The sequence below is a fragment of the Flavobacteriales bacterium genome (assembly GCA_016713875.1).
In the GTDB taxonomy this organism is placed as follows: Bacteria; Bacteroidota; Bacteroidia; order Flavobacteriales_F; family PHOS-HE28; genus PHOS-HE28.
In genome coordinates this window covers 2633266-2657066 of sequence record JADJOI010000003.1, presented here as the reverse complement: position 1 = coordinate 2657066, position 23801 = coordinate 2633266, and the positions used below count along the sequence as shown (strand labels likewise).

Sequence of the window (23801 nt, the reverse complement as noted above, 5' to 3'; positions counted from 1 at the left end):
GGGGGGCACCCTGCGTATGCAGGTCCCGTGCGACCCATCCGCATCCTGTTCCTGTTGTCCTGGGGCCTCGCCGCGATCGCGCTGCAGGGCCAGGAAGCCTCGCGCCTGACGCAGGCGAACGGGGACTGCACCGGGGCCATCCCCATCGCCGATTCGGTGTACCATCAGCCCGACGCCGTGCGCGGCTTCGGCAACAAGCTGGAGATCAAGGAGAACCCGGTGGACCACCTGCAGTGGCTCGAGCGCGAGCACCACAGCACGTGGTACAAGTTCCGGAGCCCGGTGACCACCACGCTCACCTTCGACATCATCCCGGACAACCCCGCGGACGACATCGATTTCCTGCTTTTCGAGGGCGCCATCCCGGGCATCTGCGACAAGATCCCGAGCCGGGTGGTGCAGCCGGTGCGGTCGAACATCAGCCGCAACGACCCCGCCCTTGGCAGCCGCTGCGGCCTGAGCAAGGACGCTGCGGACGACTTCGTGCGTTCCGGGGTGGGCGCCAGCTACAGCCGTGCCATCGAGGTGAAGGAGGGCGACCTCTTCTACCTGGTGGTGGACTATCAGGACCGGCCGCTCGCCGGCTACACCATCCATTTCCACTACGATCCGCCCCCGAAGCCGGTGGACGAGGAGCCGACCACGCAGAAGCAGCAACTGGTCATCAACGTCACCGACGCGCGGAGCGGCAAGCCCGTGGATGCGAACCTCACCATCGACGGCATGGTGTTCGACAAGGTGGTGGAGGCCAAGGGCCGCAGCACGTACAGCTATGAGATGGACATGTACCGCAACCTGAAGATCGGCTGCGTGCGCGAGGGCTACATGTTCACCTCGGTGAAGGTGAAGGGCAGCATGGAGCCCACGCTCACCGTGGACCTGAAGTTGACGCCGATCGCCCCGGGCGAGCATGTGGTGCTGGAGGACATCCGCTTCGTAGGCAATGAGGACAAGGTGCTGCGGTCGTCGGAAGCCTCTCTGCTGTTGCTGTTGCGCTTCCTGCAGGAGAACCCGCGGGTGCGCATCGAGGTGGAGGGCCATGTGAACGGCCCCACCTTCAAGAACAAGAAGGAGTTCATCGACCTCAGTGCCGCACGCGCCCGTTCGATCTACGACTTCCTGATGGTGAACGACGTGGAGCCTGAACGGGTGACCTACGTCGGCCTGGGCAACTCGCGCATGCTCTTCCCCGAGCCGAAGACCAAGGAGGAGAGCGAGGCCAATCGCCGCGTGGAGGTGAAGGTGGTGGGCAACTGAGCCCCACCGCTCGCCCCCGTCCATCACCGTTCATCCGTTCGTCCCTCTTCCCCCGTCACCCCCGGGTATTTTTGTCCGTACCGCCCGCTGTTCCGATGCAGCCGGGCGGCGGACATGCGATCCATCGCCCCGTTGCTTCTGCTGGTCGTGCACTTGGTGCACGCCCAATCCGCTTGGACCCTTGAGCAATGCGTCGCGCGTGCCGAGGAGCGGAACCTCACCCTGCGCGGCGCTCTGCTGGACACCGAGCTCGCCGACCGCACACGGGAACAGTCGTTCTGGAGCTTCTTTCCCGACCTGAACGGAGGGGCCACCCACGGATACAACTACGGCCGGGTGATCGACCGCTTCACCAACACCTTCGCCACCGACCGGGTGCGCACCAACAACTTCTTCCTGAGCAGCGATCTCACCGTGTTCAACGGGCTTCGGTTGCACAACGAGCGGCGCCGTGCCGGGCTCGACCTGGAGGCGGCGCAGGAGGCGGGCGATGCCGTGCGCAACGATGTGCGCAGCACCGTGGCGCAGCAGTTCATCGAGGTGCTGAGCGCCGAGGAGCGCATCCGGGCGGCCGAGGCCCAGCTGGCCAGCACCAGCCAGCAGACCGAGCGCATGCAGGCCCTGGTCGATGCCGGGCGGAACGCGCGGTCCGAACTGATCAACCTCCGGTCGCAGCAGGCCCAGCAGGAGTTCACGCTCGTGGATCTGCGCAACCGCCGCGAACAGGCGTTGCTCCAGCTGGCGCAGACCCTGCAGCTCACCTCGGACGAATTGCGCGGGTTCTCCGTGACCAGCCCGGCCCTCTCCGCGATGAGCGTGGCCGAGCCCACCGCCGATGTGGAGACCGTGCTCGCCGTGGTCCTGGCCCAGGACCCGCTCTACCGACAGGCGGAACTGCGCGCCTCGAGCGCCGAGCGCGGCGTGGCATCGCCCGGGCCGGCAGCTATCCGGTGCTCTCGTTCAACGCCTCGGCCGGCACCGGTTACTCCGGGCGCAACTTCGAGGCCATTGGCGACCCCATCGTCGGCCCTCCGGAGCAGATCGGCTTCACAGAGAGCAATGAGGCCGTGTTCATCCCCAACGTGGACTTCGAGACCCAGGTGCGGCCCTTCGGCAAGCAGCTGGACGACAACCTCAACGAATCGCTCGGCCTCACCCTTTCGCTGCCCATCTTCAACAACCGCCGCACCGAGCTGGCCGTCAGCCAGGCGCGCATCCAGCAGGAGCGGGCGGAGCTGGAGGTGGTGAACGTGCGCGACCGCCGGCGCCGCGACGTGCAGGACGCGATCCTGGCACAGCGCGCGGCCTACACCCAGTACCAGGCCGCCCAACGCAGCGTGGAGGCCGCCGAGGAGAACCTGCGCTTCGCCGAGGCGCGCTATGAGCAGGGTGCTACCAACGCGCTCGAGCTGAACACCGCCCGCAACGATCTGCAGCGCGCCACCGCCGACCGCATCACCGCCAAGTACTCCTACGTGCTCGCCGTGAAGCTCCTGGACATCCTGCAGGGCCTGCCCCTCACGCTCTGAGCCATGGCCCTGGTGCTCGCCATCGAGACCTCCACCTGGCTGTGCTCGGTGGCCTTGGGCCGCGACGGTGCCCTGCTGGCCGAACGCAACGAGGAGGGCGAAGGATTCATTCATGCCGAACGCCTGCATGTTCTTGCGGAGGAGGTGATGCAGGAAGCAGGGGTGGGCTTCGCCGCGTTGGATGCCGTGGCCGTGGGCATCGGGCCGGGCAGTTACACCGGTCTTCGCATCGGGCTCAGTGCCGCCAAGGGCTACGCCCATGCCCTGGGCTGCCCGCTCATCGGTGTGGGCACCTTGGAGGTGTTGACCGCCGCCCTTCATGCCACGGGCACCGCACAGGAGACCGAAGCGGTGCGCCACCCCATGATCGACGCCCGGCGGATGGAGGTGTTCACAGCGGCCTTCGCTTCGGACGGTCGGCCCCTGACCGCGCCGGAGCCCCGCGTGCTGGATGCCGAATGGGCGGCGGGCCTGGGAGCAGCGCTGGTCTTCGGCGACGGCGCGGACAAAGCATCGGCGTTTTGGGCCGCGACGGCGGGTGTGGTGCATGTGCCCGGGGTACGTCCGTGGGCGCGCGCAGTGCTGGGCCTGGCCGCGCAGCGTCTCCGTGCCGGTGCTGTGGATGACCCGGCCTACCTGGTCCCGCTGTACGGCAAGGAGGCGGGTGTGACGAAGCCGCGCACCTGAGCGCGTCACAATGCGGCAAGGATCACGAGCAGCGCAGCGGGGCTCAGTTCCCCTTCGATGATCAGGATGGCGTCGCCCTTGCGTGCGAAGGCCCCGTCCGCCAGGAACACCGCGTTGCCCTCGATACGGAAGGCCGCCTCCGCCTTGCTGCAGAAGGCGCCATCGCTGCGGAACACGGCGGGCCCATCGGCCACCAGGGCACAGGTGCCCCGCGCGCACAGCGGCCCCGAGGCATGCACCAGCCCGTGGCCGTCCAGACGGTAGGCGCAATCGCCGCGCGACCAGTTGCCGTCGGCGCTGCGGAACACCCGGTCGCCCTCGACGAGGTAGACGCATGGACCGCGGGTACCGAAGGGGCCGCTCGCCGTGTGGATGGCGCCGCCCTCGACCACGAAGGCCGCATCACCCGGACGGGCCAGAGGTCCGTATGCCCAGCGCACGAGCGCCTGTTGCGCACGAACGCTTCCCGCACCGAACATCAACGTGAACGCCAACAGGAGGGAAGCGGTGTGCCGTGTCATCTTCGTTCGGTATGATAGCGGACCACATGGATCTGGCCGGTGGCCATGTCCTTGGTGAGCCGCGCCTTCAGGAACATCGTGTGCTCCTCGTACAGGTACTCCTCATGGCGCACATGACGGTCATCGTGGTACACCTCCCGCGTGGTGAGGTTCCCGGCGGGGTCATACCGGTAGGTCTCCATGGTGCTGCGGGCCTCCCGAAGATCGGGTCGCACGATGCGTTCCGCCAGCCGGCCCTTCTCGTCGTAGCGGAAGCTCACGCGCGAACGCCGACCGCTCACCAGGTAGCGGTCCTCGATGCTCCGCAGGTAGCCCCATTGATCGTAGGCGTGGCGTTGCTCGCGGTAGGGCAGGCCGAGGTTGTTGCGGTACTCCCGTACCCAGGCGGTGTCGCTCTCGGTGCGGTAGGCGTACCGCTCATCGCTGATCACCGTGCGCTCGCCCGGCTGGAACCGGTAGCGGTCGGGTCCGGTGTTGGCCACGCGCACATACGTTTCGCTCACGGGCCGTCCGAGGCTGTCCAGCGCGATCTCCAGCAGGTAGTGGCCGGCGAGGTCCGTGCGCAGTTGGGCCACGGCTCGTCCGACGGCATCGTAGGTCCAGGCCACCGAGGTGGTGTCGAGGCCGCTACCCGGGCGACCGCGTGTGCTGTTGCTGTACGCCAGCCTTCCCTCCTCGTCGAACCGATGGAGCAGTCGCTCGGGCAGTTCGCGCATGGGCCTGCCGTCCGGCTTCACCGAAGGCACCCCGGTGATGGCCGTGATGCCGTTGCGTGCGATGAAGGCCGGGTCCCAGGAGGGATGCTCGGCCTCGCGCTCCGAAGGGACCACGCGTAGCATCTGGGCCGCCGTGGTGATCGGCAGCAGGATCGCGAAGGACCGGAGCCACCTCATCGCAGCTGCCGCAGGGCCTCCTCCACCGTGCCCACCGGCATCCGGCAGGTCTTGTTCTGGCACACGTAAATGGTGGACGTTCCGTCCATCAGCTTGCCTTCCAGCAGGGGCAGCGCCGATCCGGCAGTGGTGCCCAGGAAGACCGCGTTCGGCACATAGTGCCGGCCGAAACCGAGCCGCAGGGCCGCGGCCTCGGATCCGGTGATGGCGATCTCGTGGAACGGGAACACGTGCGCCTGCATCAGCAGGGCCCAATTGCTGTATCCCCCCGGATAGCTGTCCATCTGCCCCTTCACGTTCTGCAGCATCTGCTCGCTGAGGGCGAGGTAGCGCGGGCGGTCGAGCAGGTGGCCGAGCAGGAAGAGCCCCTTGGCCATGCTGCTGTTGGAGGCGGGGATCACGTTGTCGTTCACCTCCTTGCGGCGCGCCACCAGCGGCGGGTCCAGGTCGCTGGTGAAGTGGAACATGGCGCTGGTGCTGTCGTGGAAGTGGGCGATGGCGTACTCCGCGAGCTTCTCCGCCTCGCGGACATGCGCCTCGTCGAAGGTGACGCCGTACAGCGCCAGCAGCGCCTCGATGGTGAAGCAGTAGTCCTCCAGGTAGCCGTTGATGGTGGCCTTGCCGTTCTTGTAGCTGTGCCACAGGCCGCCGTCGGCGCGACGGCATGGGCCGAGCAGCAGGGCCATGGTGCGCTTCGCCTGCTCCAGGTAGGCCGGGGTGCCGAACGCTTCGTAGGCATCGGCATAGGCCTGCACGGTGAGCGCGTTCCAGCTCACCAGCGCCTTGTCGTCGAGCCCGGGCCGTTCACGGCGGGCACGCACCTCGAGCAGCCGCGCGTTGATCGCATCGATGCGTGTGCGCAGTGTTGCGGGATCGATGCCGTTGCGCTGCGCGAAGGTGCTGTCGTCCACCGGTCGCAGCAGGATGTTGCGGCCGTGCTCCCAGAGCCCGTCCCCGCCCACGGCGTAGAGCTTCACGGCCAGCTCGTGGTCGGCGCCGAGGGCGGTGCGCAGCTCCTCGTCGGTCCACACGTAGAAGCGGCCCTCCTCGCCCTCGCTGTCGGCGTCGAGCGCGCTGTAGCAGGCCCCTTCCGGGGAACGCATCTCACGCTCCAGGAACGCCAGCGTCCGCTCCACCACGCGGCGGTGCTCCGGATCGCCATAGGCCCTCCACGCCTGGCAGTAGAGGCTCACGAGCTGCGCATTGTCGTACAGCATCTTTTCGAAGTGCGGCACCTTCCAGAGCACGTCGGTGCTGTAGCGTGCGAAGCCGCCGCCCACCTGGTCGAAGAGGCCCCCGCGTGCCATGCGGTCCAGCGTGAGCTTCACGTGGGCCTTCAACGCGGGGTCGTTGGTCAACCACGCCTGTTGCAGCAGGAAGTGGTAGTTGTTCGGCATGGGGAACTTCGGCGCACGGTCGGGCCCGCCATGCTCGTTGTCGAACTGCTTCTCCCACACCTCCACGAAGCGGTCGAGCTCCTTGCGGGAGAACGGCGCCGGGTCCTCATTGAGCACCACGAGGTCGAGCTCGGCGATGCCCTGCTGGAGGCGGTCGGCGTAGCTGCGCACCCGGTCGGGCTCCTGCGCCCAGGTGGTGCCCAGGTCCTGCAGCAGCTGGCGCCACTGCGTCGGGGCGAAGTAGGTGCCCCCGTACACCGGTCGCCCATCGGGCAGCGCGAAGCAGTTCAGTGGCCAGCCGCCCCGTCCGGTCATCAGCTGCACGGCACCCATGTACACCTGGTCCACATCGGGGCGCTCCTCGCGGTCCACCTTGATGCAGATGAAACGCTCGTTCATCAGGTCGGCGATGCTGTCGTTCTCGAAGCTCTCGCGCTCCATCACGTGGCACCAGTGGCAGCTGCTGTAGCCCACGCTGATCAGCACGAGCTTGTTCTGTGCGCGCGCCGAATCGAAGGCCTCCTGCCCCCAGGGGTACCAGTCGACCGGGTTGTGCGCGTGCTGCAGCAGGTAGGGGCTCGACTCGTGGATCAGGCGGTTCGTGTGGCGATGTGCGGTGCTGTCGTTCATGGATCCGGGGTCGTCGGTGCCACCGCTTCCGCACCCTCCGGCGGACAGAAGCAGGGCCGCGCAGCAGGGGATGAGAAGCTGGTGCGTCATGGGTTCAAAGTAAGGCCGGTGCAGGGGCGCCCGGGCGCCGCCCGCCGCGCACCTCGTCCACAGCCTGCCGTGCGGATCGGTGCCTCATCGTTGGAGCGGGGCCTCCAGCCTGATCGGGAAGCGCTTCCGCACCAGGCCGGCCCGGGCGCCCACGGTGCCCTCGGCCCTGAGCACCGGCCGGTCGCCCAGCAGCATGCCCAGCCCCATCACCAGCAGCGGACCGCCGTCCACCCGCGCATGCAGGGGGATGCGTAGCGTGGAGGTGCTTCGTGCGGGAACGGTCAGGGGCGTGTCCAGCACGGCCGTGCCGATGCGGGTCTCGTTCAGGTACAGGTCGAGCTCGGGGTCGTGCACGTGGATGCGATAGCGGTTGGGGTTCGTGACCCGCACCTCCACCCGCACCGCCATTCCCTGGGCGTCCATGCCCGCCAACCGGACGTTCTCGACGCCGTCCACCGTCACCTCCCGGTACGTGGTGCACCCGGTCAGCGAGGACATGCCCATCAGCATCGGCACAGCGCTCCAGCGGACCATGCCCCGGGCCGACAACGATCGTGCCGGGCTCACGCGCGGCCGTTCATCAGGGCGGCGTAGTGGTGGAAGAAGCGGGGGATCGTGCGGATGCCCATCATGTAGTTGAACACGCCGTAGTGCTCGTCCGGGCTATGGATGTTGTCCGAGTCGAGCCCGAAGCCGAAGAGCACGGTCTTCAAGCCCAGTTCGGCCTCGAACAGCGCCACGATGGGGATGCTGCCGCCGCCGCGCGTGGGGATCGGGGTCTTGCCGAACGCCTCCTCCATGGCCTTGCTGGCGGCGCGGTAGGCCACCGAGTCGATGGGCGTCACCACCGCCTCCCCACCGTGGTGCGGGCGCACCACCACCTTCACGCCCGGCGGCGCGATGCGCGTGAAGTGCTCCTGGAACAGGCGGGTGATCGCTTCGCTCTTCTGGTCGGGCACCAGGCGCATGCTGATCTTGGCGAAGGCCTTGGACGGCAGCACCGTCTTGGCGCCCTCGCCGATGTAGCCGCCCCAGATGCCGTTGACATCGAGCGTGGGGCGGATGCTGCTGCGCTCCTCGGTGCTGTACCCCTTCTCACCGCGCACCGCATCAATGGCCAGGTCCTTCTTGTATGCCTGCTCATCGAACGGGGCCTCGGCCAGGGCCTTGCGCTCGGCAGCGCTCAGCTCACGCACCGCGTCGTAGAAGCCCGGGATCGTGATGCGCCGGTCGGCGTCGTGCAGGCTGGCGATCATCTCACAGAGCGCATTGATGGGGTTGGCCACCGCCCCGCCGTATACCCCGCTGTGCAGGTCGCGGTTCGGCCCGGTGACCTCCACCTCCAGGTAGCTGAGCCCGCGCAGGCCGGTGTTGATGCTGGGCACATCTTTGGCGATCATGGCCGTGTCGCTGATGAGCACCACATCGGCCTTCAGTCGCTCTTTGTTGGCCTTCGCGAAGAGGCCGAGGTTATCACTGCCCACCTCCTCCTCGCCTTCGATCATGAACTTCACGTTGCAGGGCAGGCCACCATGGCGCAGCATGGCTTCCACTGCCTTCACATGCATGTAGAACTGTCCCTTGTCGTCGGCACTTCCACGGGCGTAGATGACCCCGTCCTTGATCACCGGATCGAAGGGCGGTGAGGTCCACAGGTCCAGTGGGTCGGGCGGCTGCACGTCGTAGTGACCGTATACCAGCACGGTGGGCTTGGCGGGGTCCGCGATCTTCTCGCCATACACGATGGGATGGCCGGCCGTGGGGCACACCTCCACACGGTCGACCCCGGCCTCCACCAAGCGTTGCTTCACGGCCTCGGCGCAGCGCTGCACATCGGCCTTGTACTTGGGGTCGGCGCTGACGCTGGGAATGCGCAGCAGGTCCATGAGCTCGGCCAGGTAGCGGTCCTGGTTGGCATCGACGTAGGTGAGGAGATCCTTCACGACATTTCGGTATTTGACCCACGAACGGACCTTACGGACCTTCGCAGTGGAAATGGGCCCGCAAGATAGCCGCCCGCCGCCTGCGCGATCACCCCCGCCACTTGCTCGGCCCCGCTGCCCTCACCCCCGGACCGGCGCTTGTTTCGCCCCACGAACGACCCCCACGCCATGACCCGCGCCCTCCTCTCCGTCCTGATCGGCCTGGCCACGTTGCCCCTCGGCGCCCAGCTGCTGATCAACAACACCCCCACCCCCCAGAACCTGGTGCAGAGCAATCTGCTGGGCGGTGGCGTGGTGGCCAGCAACGTGCAATACAATGGCATGTTCGGCGCACCCGGCGGACAGCCCGGCTGCGGCGCCTTCACCGCCAACGGCACCAACCTGGGCCTGGCCTCAGGCATCATCCTGGCCACGGGCAACGTGAACGACGCCCCTGGCATGGGCGACATGACCTTCGCCAGCGCCGGCCTGTTCACGGGCACCGACCCCGATCTGGCCCTGCTTTCCGGAGTCCTCATCAGCGATGCCACCGTGCTGGAATTCGACTTCGTGCCCACCGGCAACGCCATCGAGTTCCGCTTCGTGTTCGCCTCGGAGGAGTATCCTGAGTATGTGTGCGCGTTGGTCAACGACGCCTTCGGCTTCTTCCTCAGCGGCCCGGGCATCAACGGCCCCTACTCGAACAACGCGGTCAATCTGGCCCAGATCCCAGGGACGAGCGTGCCGGTGACGATCAACACGCTCAACGGAGGTGCGGCAGGAGATCCCTTGAACGGATGCGACCCGTTCAACTGCGCCGCCGCCGACCCCAACTGGGTGGCCAACAGCGCCTACTACGTGGATAATTTCCTCGGCAACACCATCACCTACGATGGGATGACCTCCGTGTTGACCGCCAGTGCCCAGGTGCAGTGCGGACAGACCTACCACATCAAGCTGGCCATCGGCGACGGTGGTGACGACCTGTACGACTCGGCCGTGTTCCTGGAGGGCGGCAGCTTTGCCAGCGCCCAGCCCGTGGTGAACACCTCGCCCGACGTGAACCTCCCATGCAGCGGCTCGGTGGACATCAGCATCCTGAACGTCAACGGCGGCACGCCTCCCTACACCTACGAGTGGTTCCTGAACGGCAACCTGGTGAGCACCAACCAGACCATCACCGTGGGCCCCGGCCAGCAGGGCACCTACGTGGCCACCGTGACCGACGGCTGTGGCGCGGTGGTACAGGAGCCGGTGGTGGTAGGCGCGCCGGTGAGCCCGCCGATGAACCTGACCGTGACCCCGGACCTGAACCTACCCTGCAGCGGCTCGGTGGACCTGGAGGTGCTGAGCCTTACCGGCGGCACGGCGCCCTTCACCTACGAATGGACGCTCAACGGAGCGCCCGTGGGCAACGGCACATCCATCACCGTGCCCAACACGGCCCCAGGCACCTACGTGCTGACGGTGGATGACAACTGTGGCGGCAGCGTGCAGGAAGACGTGGTGGTCGGAGCCCCCTTCAGCCCGCCCATGACCCTGACCTTGAGCCCGGACGTGACACTCGACTGCCAGGGCACCGCCGACCTCAGCGTGCTGAACGTCGCGGGTGGAACGCCTCCCTTCACCTACAGCTGGACCCTGAACGGCAACCCGGTGGGCACGGGCACCACCATCCCGGTGGACGCCACCGCCCCGGGCACCTACACGGTGACCGTGAACGACAACTGCGCGGGTGTTCAGCAAGGCACCATCACGGTGACGGTGCTGCCCCCGGCCGTGCTGGCCGTCACCGCCTCGCCGGATGTGGAGCTCCCCTGCCAGGGCAGCGTGCTGCTGGAGGTGCTGAACGTGGCCGGCGGGGTGGGTCCGTACACCTACGCCTGGACCCTGAACGGCACCAACCAGGGCAACGGCACCAGCCTGAACGTGCCGACCGGTTCGCCCGGGGCCTATGTGGTCACCGTGCAGGATGCCTGCGGCGGCTCGGGCTCGGCCACCGTGCAGGTGAGCCCGCCGAACATGCCCACGCTGACGATCGCCCCCGGTGGCCCCTACACGGTTCCCTGCCTAGGCGATGCGGCGACCCTGACCCCCGGGGTGACCGGAGGCGATGGTCAGTACACGTACACCTGGACCGATGATGCCGGGAACACCATCGGCTCCGGGTCAAGCCTCACCGTGCCGGTGACCGGCGATGCCACCTATACCTTGGAAGTCGCCGACAACTGTGGCCAACAGACCAGCGCCACCTTGGTGGTGGACGCCCCGATGCCCCTGGAGCTGCTGCTGCCCACCACGGCCGTGGCCTGCGAAGGTGGCAGCGCCACGGTGACCGCCGGTGGATCGGGCGGCGGAGGGGACTACACCTTCCTGTGGCAGCCCTCGGGCGACAGCACCGCTGCGGTGACCGTGTTCCCCCAAGGCGACACCACGCTGACGGTGACGGTGACCGATGCCTGCGGGGCCAGCGTTTCCGGGGCCGTGACCGTGGTGGTGGAGATCCCCGTGGTGGACATCACCGTGAGCGAGCTGGGCGGGGATGAGTTCCGCTTCACGGCCCAGTGCCTGCCCGGTGCCGAGTCCTTCCATTGGACCTTCAGCACGGGTGCCCAGGCCTTCGGGGCCACCGTGGAGAACACCTTCGCCGACGGCGACCAGTACTGGGCCACGGTGACGGCCACCACGCCCGCCGGGTGCACGGATGTGGACTCGGTGTTCATGCAGCCTTCCGCGCAGCTCTTCTTCCCCAACGCCTTCACCCCGGACGGGGACGGCATCAACGACGCTTGGGGCCCGATGGGCTACGGCCTCACCGAGGTGACCTACACCATCTTCGACCGCTGGGGGGCCGTGGTCTTCACCACCGAGGAGCTCGGCCGCACCTGGGATGGCCGATTTGCTAACGGACAGCCTTGTCCCACAGGGGTTTACGTATACCAGTACCAAGCCAAGGGCCAGCGCTTCCCGGCCACCAAGGGCATCGGGTCGGTGACCCTGCTCGGCCAGGACATCGCCTCGGAGTGATCCCTCGCCGTCTTCCGGATGCCCTTCGGGCAACGGATCGGGTCCCTGGGCAGTCATGTGGTCGTCAAGGCTTATTTTTCAAGGCTTTTTCCACCCGCCATGGCCCCGATGAACCGCTTCCTTCTCGCTCTGTGCGCCCTGCTTCCCTTGGGCACCGCCGCCCAGTTGGTGGTCACCAACACCCAGACCCCGGCCCAGCTGGTGCAGAACGTGCTCCTGGGCGGTGGAGTGACGGCCAGCAACTTCACCTTCAATGGCCTGCCGGCCAACACGGTGCATCCGCAGGCGGGCGAGTTCGATGGCACCTCCTCCAATGTGGGCCTGGCCGCCGGCATGATCATGGGTTCGGGTGACGTCACCTTCGCCATCGGCCCCAACAACATCGGAAGCGGCTCGGCCGGTGGAGGCAACTTCGGGTTCAACGACCCCGACCTGGACCAATTGAGCGGGGTGCCCACACACGACGCCGCCATCCTGGAGTTCGACTTCATCCCCACTGGCGATTCGCTCAAGTTCAACTACGTCTTCGGCTCCGAGGAGTACGATGAGTATGTCTGTGGGACCGTGAATGATGTTTTCGGCTTCTTCCTCAGCGGGCCCGGGATCACCGGACCCTTCACCAACAACGCCATCAACATCGCCTTGGTACCGGGCACCCAGGTACCGGTGTCGATCAACACCGTGAACAACGGCACCGTGGGCACCAATGGCATCGCTTCCAACTGTGCCGCGCTGGACCCGAACTGGATGAACAACAACATCTACTACAGCTCCAACGCCAACGGCACCACCGTGCAGTACGACGGCATGACCGTGGTGCTGACCGCCCGTGCCGAGGTCGTCTGCGGCCAGACCTACCACATCAAGATCGCGATCGCTGACGGGGGCGACACCGCCTTCGACAGCGGGGTGTTCCTGGAGGCGGGCAGTTTCGTGAGCACCGGCCAGGTGATCCCGGACCTGGTGAGCGGCGTGCTGGTGAACGACAGCACCATGCTGGAAGGCTGCGGGCTGGTCGACTTCACGTTCTATCGCATGGGCGACAGTTCCGCCACGGACACGGTGAACCTTGCCATCCTGGGCACGGCCACGCCGGGCGTGGACTACAGCCCGCCCTTCCCCAGCCAGCTCATCTACTACCCCGGCGACACGGCCATCACCTTCCTGCTCACCATCCCGCAGGACGCCGACGGCCTCGAATCCATCATCATCCAGATCCAGCAGCTGATCCAGTGCGCCGGGATCCAGATCCAGACCGAGTTCCACTTCTACATCGATTCGCCACCACCGCTGGATGTGCAGGCCAGCAACATCCAGAGCGATTGCAACCTCACCGAGCTGCTGGCACCGGTGGTCTCCGGAGGGTCCGGCAACTACCAATACAGCTGGAGCACCGGCGAGACCACCCCGACGATCTCCGTTTCGCCCGGGGTGACGACCACCTACACCTTCACCGTCAGCGACACATGCAGCATCGTGCCGGCCACCGTGGACATCACCGTGGATGTGCCGGTGTACGCCCCCATGGTCCTGACGCTGACCCCGGACACCGCGATCCCCTGCCTGGGCGATGCGGACCTGAGCGTGCTGAACGTCGCCGGTGGTGATGGCAACTTCAGCTACGAATGGACCACCGGCACCACGGTGATCGGCTCCACCGCCACGGTGAACGTGGACGCCGGACCACCCACCTACTACGTAGCCACCGTCACCGACGGATGCGGGTCGATCGCGCAGGACAGCGTGCTCACCACGACGGCGCCGCTGCCACCGATCGAGATCGTCACCAACGGTGATCCCACCGTGATCTGTGTGGGCGACACCACCACCATCTCCATCGCCTCGGTCACCGGTGGCAATGGCGTATACACCTACATCTGGGAGGACGCGAACGGAACGGTGATCGCCACAGGGACGAGCACGGACGTGCCGGTGCCCACGGATGCGGTGTACACCTTCACGGCCAGCGACCAGTGCGGCTACACCGGCAGTGCCGTGGTGGCCACCTACATCCCGCACCCCGAGCCCTTGTTGATCGACCTCACCGAGGACCAGGTGATCTGCTACGGCGATAGCCTGCTGCTCAGCGCCCAGATCACCGGTGGATCCGGCATCTACCGCATCGAGTGGCCGCTGCTGGCCCACACCGACCCTGAGGTGATGGTGACCCCGCTGAGCGCCACCACCTACGTGGTGAACGTGTACGAGGAATGTGGGCTGTTCAACAGCGCCCAGGTGGAGATCGAGGTGGAGCCCACCCTGGCCGACATCGTGGTGACCAACGAGGGCATCGATGACTGGCAGTTCGACGCCGCCACCTATCCCGAACCCATCTACTACTTCTGGAACCTCGGCGACGGCACCAAGGCCAGCACGCAGGAGGTGTCGCACAGCTACAACGACATGGAGGACCACTGGGTGCACTTGGAGATCGTGACGGCCAATGGATGCCGCGCCACCGATTCCGTGTACATCATCCCGCCGGCCCAGATCCACTTCCCCAACGCGTTCACGCCGGACGGGGATGGCATCAACGAGGTCTTCGGACCGGTGAGCCACATGGTGTCCACCTACGAGATGACCATCTTCGACCGCTGGGGCGAGCAGATCTTCGCCTCATCGGACGAAGAGCCGGTGTGGGACGGCAAGGTGAACGGCAACATGGCGCCCACCGGCGTCTACGTGTACAAGTACAAGGCTGAGGGCCATTACATGCCGCCGCAGGAAGGGTACGGTCACGTGACCCTCATCCGCGGCACCATCCAGGAGAACTGACATGAGGCGAGGAACCGATCGTGGCCTGCTGCTGGCCACCCTGCTGCTGCCCGCCGTGGCGGCGGCGCAGATCACCGTGGACAACACCCAGACGCCGGAGCAGTTGGTGCAGAACGTGCTGCTGGGCGGCGGCATCACCGTGAGCAACGTGACCTTCAACGGGCAGCCGGGCAACGTGATCAACGACCAGATCGGCAGCTTCGACGGCACCAACTCCAACGTGAACATCGCCCAGGGCCTGGTGATGTGCAGCGGCAGCGTCCCCGAGGTGGTCGGTCCCAACAACAACGATGGCCTCACCCTGGGCCCGGCCTCACCGGATTTCACCGGTGACATCGACCTGGAGACCATCTCCCAGCAGAACGTGAACGACAAGGCCGTGCTGGAGTTCGACTTCGTGCCGGCCGGCGATTCCCTGAAGTTCCGCTTCGTGTTCGGCAGTGAGGAGTACAACGAGTACGTGTGCTCCACCTTCAACGATGTGTTCGGCTTCTTCCTCAGCGGACCGGGCATCAACGGGCCCTTCAGCAACAACGCCGAGAACATCGCGCTGGTCCCCGGAACCTCCGTGCCCATCGGCATCAACACGGTGAACAACGGCTCGGCCGGGACCTTCGGCGACCCGTCCAACTGCGCGGCGGTGGACCCGAACTGGCAGAGCAACAGCGGCTTCTACTTCGACAACGCCGGCGGCCTCACCGTGCAGTACGACGGCTTCACCGTGGTGCTCACCGCACGGGCCCTCGTGCAATGCGGGCAGACCTACCACATCAAGCTCGCCATCGCCGATGCCTTCGACTCGGCCCTGGACAGCGGCGTGTTCCTGGAGGGCGGCAGCTTCAGCAGCAACCCCTTCATCCCCGCACTGCAGCCTGGCCCCGGCGTGTTCGGCGATGTCGTCTTCGAGAGCTGCTTCCCGGTCACCCTCAACTTCGTGCGGGTGGGCGACATCAGCCAGCCCGATACGGTGTACCTGAGCTACGGCGGCACCTCCACGCCCGGCGTGGACTACTTCCCCGCGCTGCCCGACACGCTGCTCTTCGCCGGTGGACAGGGCAGCATCCCCTTCGTGCTCAATGTGCCCGTGGATGGCGATGGCGATGAGACCATCGAGATCACCCTGCTGGTGCCCGGTGGGTGCAATGGCCAGCCGATCGAGGTCACCTACACCTTTTTCATCCAGAGCGTGCCCGAACTGCAGGTGACCACCAGCGGCGCCACCGTGGCCTGCGGCGAGACCGTGGACCTGACGGCCACGGTCACCGGGGGCTTCGGCTTCCACGACCTGTTGTGGAGCACCGGGGATACGAGCGCCACCATCACCGTCACCGCGCTGGGCACGCAGGACATCACGGTGATCGCCACGGACACCTGCGGCCTGGCTCCGGACACCGCCTTCGCCACCATCACGCTCACTCCTCCGCCGCCCATCGGGTTGAGCATCGTAGGCCCCGACGACCTGGTGGAGGGCTGCGATTCCACGGTGGTGCGTGTGACGCGCCCGCAGGGCAGCACCGGCGACCTCACCGTGCAGTTGGTCCAGAGCGGCGCGGCCACGAACGGCACCGACCACAGCACCGTGCCCGCGTCCATCATCATCCCCAACGGCACCAACCAGCTCGACCTGCCGCTGAACGCGCTGAACGATGGGGTGGCCGATGGCACGGAGACCGCCACCATCACCGCCACGTACACCAACGCCTGCGGGCAGACGGTGACCGCGAGCGTGTCCTTCACCATCACAGACCCGCAACCCTTGAGCCTGCTGGGCGACGACGTGCTGGCCGAATGCACGGACAGCCTGGTGCTGGTGGTCGCGGCCTCCGGTGGAACGGGTACCATCACCCTGCTGTGGGCCGATGGCACCGTGGGCACCACCGTGTGGGTGCCGGGCGATGTGGATGGCACCTATCCGGTGACCGCCACCGATGCCTGTGGACAGACCGCGACGCTCGCGCTGGATGTGGAGGTGGACTGCGAGATCTTCATCCCCAACGTCTTCAGCCCCAACGGCGACGGCCAGAACGACCGCTTCGAGATCGAGGGCATCCAAAGCCGGCAGAACACGGTGCGGATCTTCAACCGCTGGGGTCAGGTGGTCTTCGAGGCCAACAACTACCGCAACACCTGGGATGGGCGCAACGTGCCCGATGGCACCTATTTCTACGAAGTGGTGGTGGAAGGTGGCGAAGGCCCCTTCACCGGGCACCTCACCATCCTGAACAACTAGACCGCCTCCACCAGCGAGCGGCCGGTCATCTGCGGCGGCTGCGCCACGCCCATGAGCTGCAGGAGCGTGGGCGCCACATCGGCCAGGATGCCGTCGCGCACGGTCCAGCGCCGGTCGTCCACCACCACTACCGGAACGTGGTTGGTGCTGGGGGGGCAGCGCCTTCGGTACATACCAGGTTCGCATGCTTTGAAATCCGGTCGGATCGACTTTACTTCGTTATTGGATCATCCCTAAACATTAACGCGATGAAGCAGTGGTTGGCGTACATCGTGTCCTTGGTGACCACGTTCGGCCAAGCGCAGGTCTATGTTCCAGAGGAACTGTTCGGAGAATCCTATGCGGCCAAATGGACCTACTTGCGGAATAACGGACAGGTCCATGATCTGAACGGTGACTTCAGCGACGAGACGGTCTTCCATAGCGTAGGCACGAATCCAACGCTCTATGCGCAGCGCGGAAGCCGGACCGTATGGACCATGCGCTATGCCGATACATCAGGCGTCGGGCTCGATACGATCGTTCGTGTGGACATGACGTGCATCGGTGAAGAGGTGGGCGATCCACTTCCGGTGGTGTTGGACACGATCACGGGCCACTACAATTTCTACGAGGAGTTCACTCCGACGGGGATCACGGGCGTGGGAGGAGGCAAGCGCGTGGTGTATGAAGAGGTCTGGAAGAAGATCGACTACCATATCCTGAGCAACCGCTGGGGGCCCAAATTCCTCTTCGTGGTGAAACCCGGGGGTGATCCGCAGGATATCCTCTTGATGTTCGAGGGTCAGGATAGTTTGGACGTGGATGTGGATGGGTTCCTGCGCATCCACTTCGGACAACGGTATCTGAAGTTGAACCAGGCGGTGGCTTATCAGATGATCGGAGGGGCGCCGAGCGTGGTGTCGTGGATCCCGGAGTATGCCCATGTCGAAGGCTCCACGCAGGTCTCTGTGACCGTCGGGGCGTACAACGCGCAGCTTCCGCTGATCTTCGTGATCACGCCGTTCAATCCCCTGGCCGGTGGGGGAGGAGGAACTCCAGGCGCCCTGCCTGAATGGGGTACCTTTTTGTCCGGAAGCCATGATGATGCCGTGACAGGCTTGGACCATGATGATAGCGGGAACCTCTATTTCTGCGGGTATTCAAAGTCAACTTCCGGTCTGCCTGTTGGCAACGGTGTCTTTCAAACCCCAGCCGGAGATTACGATGCAGTAGTCGGCCGGTTCAATCAGTACTATGAGGTCGAGGTCGCCGGGACGTGGATGACTTACATCGGAGGTACGACGGATGATCGTGCGACGGGAGTCTCTTGGGATGAAGTCAACAATAGAATTGCTCTCGTTGGTGCCGGACTTTTGCCTTCTTCCTTCCCGAACGTTCCGCTACAAGCCAATCCCAACTGTTATCAGAGTACGGGGATGGCCTTCGTCTCATATCTAGAAGCATCAACGGGTTCTGTGGAGTATGCGACCAAGTTCTCCAATGGAATGCCAGCATGGCTCAATGACGTGGACTTTGATTCCAATGGGAACGCGTATGTGGTTGGACATTCCTATCAAGGCATTGATTACGAAGGCACCATTGGTGGTCCTGCGTTCTTCTTCTGGGGCGGACCTGAAAATGGACCGATGTACCACACGGGCCTCGTTGCCATGTTCAGCGCGCAGGCCGACCTTGTGTGGTGTACCGCCATCGGTGGGCCCGGCGATGAGTGGGTCTGGGGTTGTGAGGTGGATCCATTGAACAACCGGCTTTATGTGGTGGGGGAGACCCAATCTCCTTTTGATCCCGACCCACTTGTGAATAACTGCGAGGGTGGTAATACGCATTTTCAGCTCTGCGATGCGGGAGGCTGGTTCCAAGATCGATTGAACGGTGCGGGACAGAACCAGGGTCCGTACAACGATGGCTTCATCATGGGCTTTGACCTGTCCGATCGGAGTTTGTTCTGGTCCACATTTTTTGGTGGGCAGTTCAGCGACCAGGTGACGGATGTGGTGGTGGATGACGCGGGGAACATCTATGTGACAGGATACACGGAAAGCCATACGTACAATTCCCAACCGTGCACATGGAACAATGAGAATTGGTTCCCGAAATGCGATCCAGGTTTTCCTGCGTTCTTCCAGCCGAACTATGGGAACAATGTCGATGGCTTTGTGGCCAAATTCAGCCCGGGTACGGATCTGCTTTGGTCCTCGTACATCGGTGGCAGTCATTGGGATGGCGGATCCGGTCATTTGTGGATGAACTCGGCCATCACCTGGAGTACGCTTGGTCCGATGGTGTACATGAACACGAACACACACAATGGACTACAGAATTTGCTTGTGCAAGCCAACGATGGCGGAGGGTACTTTCAAGGCCTGCATGCGGACGGAACCCCGGGCGTCAATGGCAACCCCGACACCTACCTGATCCAGTTCGATGCGGATGGGTCTGTGTACCATGCAAGCTATTTCGGTGGCTTCGGGCTGGACATCGTGGGCGACGTGGACGCATTCGATGGCCGTGTGTATGTGGCCGGTGCGACCGGCAACACCTCTGGTGTTTTTCCACTGTACGAGCCGACGATCGCTGGTCACACTCCTTACCTCAATGACGTTCCGGACCTGAGCGGCTCGACCCGGGATGGTTTCCTGGCGCAGGTCCGGTACGACCTTACCGTGGGTGTGGCGGATGGAGCTCTCGCGTCCTCTTCGAACCCCTTGCTCATCGTGCCGAACCCGGCCACGACGACCATGACCATCCGGCTCTCCAGTGGCATGGACCTGGAGTCTGTTGAGGTGTTCGATGTGGGCGGAAGGCGGTGCTGGACCGAGGCCACACGCACCCACGGAAGTGCCCAGCTCGATGTCTCCCGGCTCTCCACCGGTGTGTACGTGGTGCGCGCAGCGGACAAGAACGGTCGCGTTACGCTGGCTCGATTCGTAAAGCAATGAACAAGCCGCGAGCGGTCGGCCTTGTGTCGTTGCTCTTGTGTTTGCCATGTAAAGGGCAGTGGATAACCTTGGATGGAGGTTTGAACTGGTTCGCGCGTTCCTTTACACTGACAACCGATTCTACTGATTTGGTCGTGGCCGGTTCGTTCCGCTATTGTGGTCAAGACAGTTTGCCGGCGCGGGGTCTGGCCACTTGGGATGGCGCAGACTGGTCCATCGCCGGACTTGGCGGAGGTGATGGATTGCCGTTGGAGTCGACCGGATGCCCTGTACCCACGATGGCCTGGTTCCACGACACGCTTTTTTTGGGCCCCTATTGCGGGGGCTATCAATGGGTGGAGGCCTGGGGCGATGGTGTATACCTGGCCAATGGGCAGTGGCACGGCATGGGCGAGGTGGACGGCCCGCTCTCGATCCTGCCGGTGAACGACCGGCTGTTCGTGGGTGGGACGGCCAGCACGGTGAACGGGCAGTACATGCCCGGGGTGCGGGAGTGGCGCATGGATTCGCTGCGCCCCCTGCCGAACGCGCCCTGGACGCTGCCGGCCTCGGTGTACGGTGCCGCCCTGTGGAAGGACCGCATCTACTTCGGCGGGGTGTTCCAGGTGCTGGGCAGCCGCAAGATCGTGTCCTTCGACGGGGTGGACCAGTGGGAGGGCCTGGCCGGTGGCGTGGGCGGCAACTTCGTGTCCACCCTCTGCGGCTACGGGGACTCCCTGTACGCGGGCGGCTTCTTCCTGAACGGGACGGACCCCGATGTGTACAGCGATCACGTGCAGGTGTGGGATGGCACGGCGTGGCATCCGTTCTTCCCGCAGGTGGACTTCGAGGGCAGCGTATCGGACATCCAGGTGCACGGGGGCGCGCTGTACATCAGCGGGGTGTACCACTTCGTGGGGGACACCACCTTGTACGGGGTGCTGCGGTATGATGGGCAGCAGCTGTGCGCCTTGGGGGGCCACATGTACTCGGACCATGGGGACATGGCCTTCTTCCAGGACGACCTGTACCTGATCCTGCCCCCGCAGAACCCGCAGCTGCCCTACGAGTTCATCGGTTACCTGGACCTGGACACGGTGGAGCCGGACACCTGCGTGCAGGTGAGCACGGGTCTTCCGGAAGCCGGTTCGCCGGTACGGGTCTCGGTGCACCCGAACCCGGCGGCGGAACGCGTGCAAGTGGCCTCGTCAACAGGAGGGAACCTCTATACGGTAGAGGTGCAGGATGCGCTTGGGCAAGTGGTGCATCGCCAAGCGCCAAGGGCCGGGAGCGCGGTGACGCTGGAGGTGGCCGCGTGGCCGGCGGGCTGTTACCTGGTGCGGGTGGAGGACCAGCACGGCCGCCGGGGCTCCGCACGCTTCATCAAGCACTGAACGCGGGCCCTCACCCGGCCTCCACCAGCGAGCGGCCGGTCATCTGCGGCGGCCGGGCCACGCCCATGAGCTGCAGGAGCGTGGGCGCCACATCGGCCAGGATGCCGTCGCGCACGGTCCAGCGCCGGTCGTCCACCACCACCACCGGAACGGGGTTGGTGCTGTGCGCCGTGTTGGGCGATCCATCGGCGTTGAGCGCCTTGTCCGCGTTGCCGTGGTCGGCGATGATGACGAAGCCGTAGCCCGCGGCGCGGCCGGCGTCCACCACGCGGCCCAGGCAGCTGTCGGTGGTCTCCACCGCCTTCACCACCGCGCTGAACACGCCCGTGTGGCCCACCATGTCGGGGTTGGCGAAGTTGAGGATCACCAGGTCCGGACCATCGGGCGTGAGCGCTTGCGCTACGCGTTCGGCCAGCTCCGGCGCGCTCATCTCGGGCTGCAGGTCGTAGGTGGCCACCTTGGGGCTGGCCACCAGGATGCGCTCCTCACCGGGATAGGGCGCTTCGCGTCCTCCGCTGAAGAAGAAGGTGACGTGCGGGTACTTCTCCGTTTCCGCCGCGCGCAGCTGCCGCAGCCCTGCCGCGCTCACGGCCTCGCCCAGCGTCATGGGCAGTTCGTCCTTGCCCAGCACCACGTGCACGTCGCGGTAGGTGGGGTCGTACTCGGTGAGCGTGACGTAGTGCAGGGCCAGCGGCGACATGCCCTGCTCGGGGAAGGCCTGCTGGGTGAGGGCCTGCGTGATCTCGCGGCAGCGGTCGGTGCGGAAGTTGAAGCAGATCACCACGTCGCCGGGGCGGATGGTGGCGAGCGGTTTCCCGTCGGGACCCGCGACCGCATGCGGCGCGATGAACTCGTCGGTGATGCCTTCGGCGTAGCTGCGCGCATAGGCTTCGGCGGCTTCGGTCACCACCGCGCCCTCGCCGCGCACCAGCAGGTCGTAGGCGCGCTTCACACGTTCCCAGCGCTTGTCGCGGTCCATGGCGTAGTAGCGGCCCACCACCGAGGCGATGTGCACCGGCAGGCCCTGCACGCCGGCCAGGAAGTCGCGCAGGTAGCCCAGGCCGCTCTTCGGGTCCGCATCGCGCCCGTCGGTGAAGGCGTGCACGAACACCTCGGGCACGCCGGCCTGCACCGCCGCGTGGCAGAGCGCGCGCAAGTGGTCCTGGTGGCTGTGCACCCCGCCCTTGCTGAGCAGCCCGATGAAGTGCAGCCGGGCCCCGGGCCGCAGCGCGGCGCGGAAGGCCTCCTGCAGCACGGCGTTCTGCGCCAGTGTGCCGTCCTCCACCGCCTTGTCCACCCGCAGCAGGTCCTGGTACACCACGCGGCCCGCGCCGATGTTGAGGTGGCCCACCTCGCTGTTGCCCATCTGGCCGGCGGGCAGGCCCACATGCTCGCCGTCTGTGCGCAGGGTGGCGTGCGGGTGGTGGGCGAGCAGCTCGTGGAAGCGGGGCGTGCGGGCCTGGGCGATGGCGTCGGTGCGGTCGCCGGCGCCGATGCCCCAGCCGTCGAGCACGACCAGGGCGACCTTGCGGGTTGCGGGCATCAGGAGGCGGTGGGGAAGGAGGCCGCGAAGATAGCCCCCCCTTGCGGGGCGTTGCGGACCGTGAGCGTGCCGCCCATGCGCCGCATGAGCCGCCGCGCGATGTAGAGGCCGAGGCCGGTGCCCTGGGTGCGCCGCGTGGACTCGTCGCCCCCGCGGTAGAGGCGCTGGAAGATGCGTTCACGCTCCTCCTCCGGCACGCCGGGACCCTCGTCGGCCACTTCCAGCACGGCGCCGTCGCTGCGCCGCTGCAGGCTCACGCGCACCGTGCTGCCCGGCGGGGTGTACTTGCCGGCGTTCTCCAGCAGGTTGTCCAGCACCGACCGCAGGGCCAGGTTCTCCGCCTGCACGGTAAGGGTCGCCGGGGCGTCGAGCTCCACGGTGTGCGCGGCGAGGGCGGTGCCGCGCGCCTGGTCCACCGCCTGGCGCAGCACTTCCGCGGCGTCCACCGGGCCCACCTCCAGGGGCAGGTCGGTCTCCTCGGCCCGCGCCGCCAACAGCACCTTGTCGGTGAGCGCCGCCAGCCGGTCCAGGTCGCCGACGGCGCGTGCGGCGAGGGCCTCGCGCTGCTCGGGCGACAGGGTGCGGCGCTGCAGGGTCTGCACGTTCAACTTGGCCCCGGCGATGGGGGTGCGCAGCTCGTGGGTGACGGCCAGCAGGAAGTTGCGCTGGGCGCGGGCCAGCTGCAGGTCGCGCCGGATGGCGCGGTAGGTGAGCACCAGCGCGGCGATCAGCAGGGCCAGGAACACCACGCCCTCGCCCACCACCATGCGGAAGGTGCGGTCGGCGCGCCCGCTGTCGGTGTCCGTGGCCAGGTGGAACGCGTCGATCAGGCCCTGCATCTCCTGGTCCTTGCGCACCAGCAGGTAGGCCCACCACAGCGATTGAAGCACGATGTACACCGCCAGGATGCCGAAGAGCAGCAGGGTGCGGCGTTGGCCTCGCGGGAACATGGGACCAAGGTACTGGTGCGGAGGGCGCGTTATCT

The 23801-nt window shown here is 66.0% G+C and carries 17 protein-coding genes; 9 read left to right on the top strand and 8 right to left on the bottom strand.

Going from position 1 to position 23801, the window contains the following annotated elements; genetic code table 11:
• The first annotated feature begins 27 nt into the window (after positions 1–27).
• The 4 genes from IPJ87_12780 to tsaB all read left to right on the top strand — a co-directional run bounded on the left by IPJ87_12780 (position 28) and on the right by tsaB (position 3473).
• Positions 28–1257: an OmpA family protein gene (locus IPJ87_12780; GenBank protein MBK7942728.1), complete on the top strand. Its 1230-nt coding sequence runs from the start codon at positions 28–30 to the stop codon at positions 1255–1257.
• Positions 1258–1371: 114 nt separating this feature from the next.
• The gene (locus tag IPJ87_12775; protein MBK7942727.1) at positions 1372–2505 is read left to right on the top strand and encodes a TolC family protein; all 1134 of its coding nucleotides are present in this window, start codon (positions 1372–1374) and stop codon (positions 2503–2505) included.
• Positions 2502–2786, top strand: coding sequence for a TolC family protein (locus IPJ87_12770; protein MBK7942726.1), 285 nt, complete (start codon positions 2502–2504; stop codon positions 2784–2786). The genes IPJ87_12775 and IPJ87_12770 overlap by 4 nt, the downstream gene beginning before the upstream one ends.
• A 3-nt stretch (positions 2787–2789) precedes the next feature.
• Positions 2790–3473 (top strand): tRNA (adenosine(37)-N6)-threonylcarbamoyltransferase complex dimerization subunit type 1 TsaB, encoded by a 684-nt coding sequence (tsaB, locus tag IPJ87_12765; protein MBK7942725.1) that lies wholly within the window; start codon positions 2790–2792, stop codon positions 3471–3473.
• Positions 3474–3478: 5 nt separating this feature from the next.
• Here the strand turns inward: tsaB and IPJ87_12760 are convergent, their stop codons facing one another.
• From IPJ87_12760 to IPJ87_12740, 5 genes are all read right to left on the bottom strand, one after another.
• Positions 3479–3994 carry a hypothetical protein gene (locus tag IPJ87_12760; GenBank protein MBK7942724.1) on the bottom strand — a complete coding sequence of 172 codons (516 nt, stop codon included), beginning with the start codon at positions 3992–3994 and terminating at the stop codon, positions 3479–3481.
• On the bottom strand, positions 3991–4887 hold the full coding sequence (locus IPJ87_12755) for a hypothetical protein (GenBank protein MBK7942723.1): 897 nt from the start codon (positions 4885–4887) through the stop codon (positions 3991–3993). Before IPJ87_12755 ends, IPJ87_12760 begins: the two co-directional genes overlap by 4 nt.
• Positions 4884–6914, bottom strand: a complete 2031-nt coding sequence (locus IPJ87_12750; GenBank protein ID MBK7942722.1) for a thioredoxin domain-containing protein — start codon at positions 6912–6914, stop codon at positions 4884–4886. Before IPJ87_12750 ends, IPJ87_12755 begins: the two co-directional genes overlap by 4 nt.
• Before the next feature lie 174 nt (positions 6915–7088).
• Complete coding sequence (locus IPJ87_12745) at positions 7089–7538, bottom strand: LEA type 2 family protein (GenBank protein MBK7942721.1); 450 nt, start codon at positions 7536–7538, stop codon at positions 7089–7091.
• A gap of 29 nt (positions 7539–7567) precedes the next feature.
• Positions 7568–8947, bottom strand: a complete 1380-nt coding sequence (locus IPJ87_12740; GenBank protein ID MBK7942720.1) for a dipeptidase — start codon at positions 8945–8947, stop codon at positions 7568–7570.
• A 168-nt stretch (positions 8948–9115) separates the two neighbouring features.
• On the opposite strand from IPJ87_12740, the gene IPJ87_12735 reads away from it, so the two are divergent.
• The 3 genes from IPJ87_12735 to IPJ87_12725 all read left to right on the top strand — a co-directional run bounded on the left by IPJ87_12735 (position 9116) and on the right by IPJ87_12725 (position 16958).
• Entirely contained in the window at positions 9116–11953 is a 2838-nt protein-coding gene (locus IPJ87_12735) for a choice-of-anchor L domain-containing protein (GenBank protein MBK7942719.1), read from the top strand.
• Between the two features lie 108 nt (positions 11954–12061).
• Positions 12062–14728: a choice-of-anchor L domain-containing protein gene (locus IPJ87_12730; protein MBK7942718.1), complete on the top strand. Its 2667-nt coding sequence runs from the start codon at positions 12062–12064 to the stop codon at positions 14726–14728.
• Position 14729: 1 nt separating this feature from the next.
• Positions 14730–16958: a choice-of-anchor L domain-containing protein gene (locus tag IPJ87_12725; GenBank protein ID MBK7942717.1), complete on the top strand. Its 2229-nt coding sequence runs from the start codon at positions 14730–14732 to the stop codon at positions 16956–16958.
• Here the strand turns inward: IPJ87_12725 and IPJ87_12720 are convergent.
• Complete coding sequence (locus IPJ87_12720; GenBank protein MBK7942716.1) at positions 16955–17131, bottom strand: hypothetical protein; 177 nt, start codon at positions 17129–17131, stop codon at positions 16955–16957. The genes IPJ87_12725 and IPJ87_12720 overlap by 4 nt on opposite strands.
• 75 nt (positions 17132–17206) lie before the next feature.
• Between IPJ87_12720 and IPJ87_12715 the strand changes: the two genes are divergently transcribed.
• On the top strand, positions 17207–19900 hold the full coding sequence (locus IPJ87_12715; GenBank protein ID MBK7942715.1) for a T9SS type A sorting domain-containing protein: 2694 nt from the start codon (positions 17207–17209) through the stop codon (positions 19898–19900).
• A 278-nt stretch (positions 19901–20178) separates the two neighbouring features.
• Positions 20179–21273, top strand: a complete 1095-nt coding sequence (locus IPJ87_12710) for a T9SS type A sorting domain-containing protein (protein MBK7942714.1) — start codon at positions 20179–20181, stop codon at positions 21271–21273.
• Positions 21274–21283: 10 nt separating this feature from the next.
• Here the strand turns inward: IPJ87_12710 and IPJ87_12705 are convergent, their stop codons facing one another.
• Positions 21284–22816, bottom strand: a complete 1533-nt coding sequence (locus tag IPJ87_12705; protein MBK7942713.1) for a 2,3-bisphosphoglycerate-independent phosphoglycerate mutase — start codon at positions 22814–22816, stop codon at positions 21284–21286.
• Complete coding sequence (locus IPJ87_12700; GenBank protein MBK7942712.1) at positions 22816–23766, bottom strand: HAMP domain-containing histidine kinase; 951 nt, start codon at positions 23764–23766, stop codon at positions 22816–22818. Before IPJ87_12700 ends, IPJ87_12705 begins: the two co-directional genes overlap by 1 nt.
• Between the last annotated feature and the right edge of the window lie 35 nt (positions 23767–23801).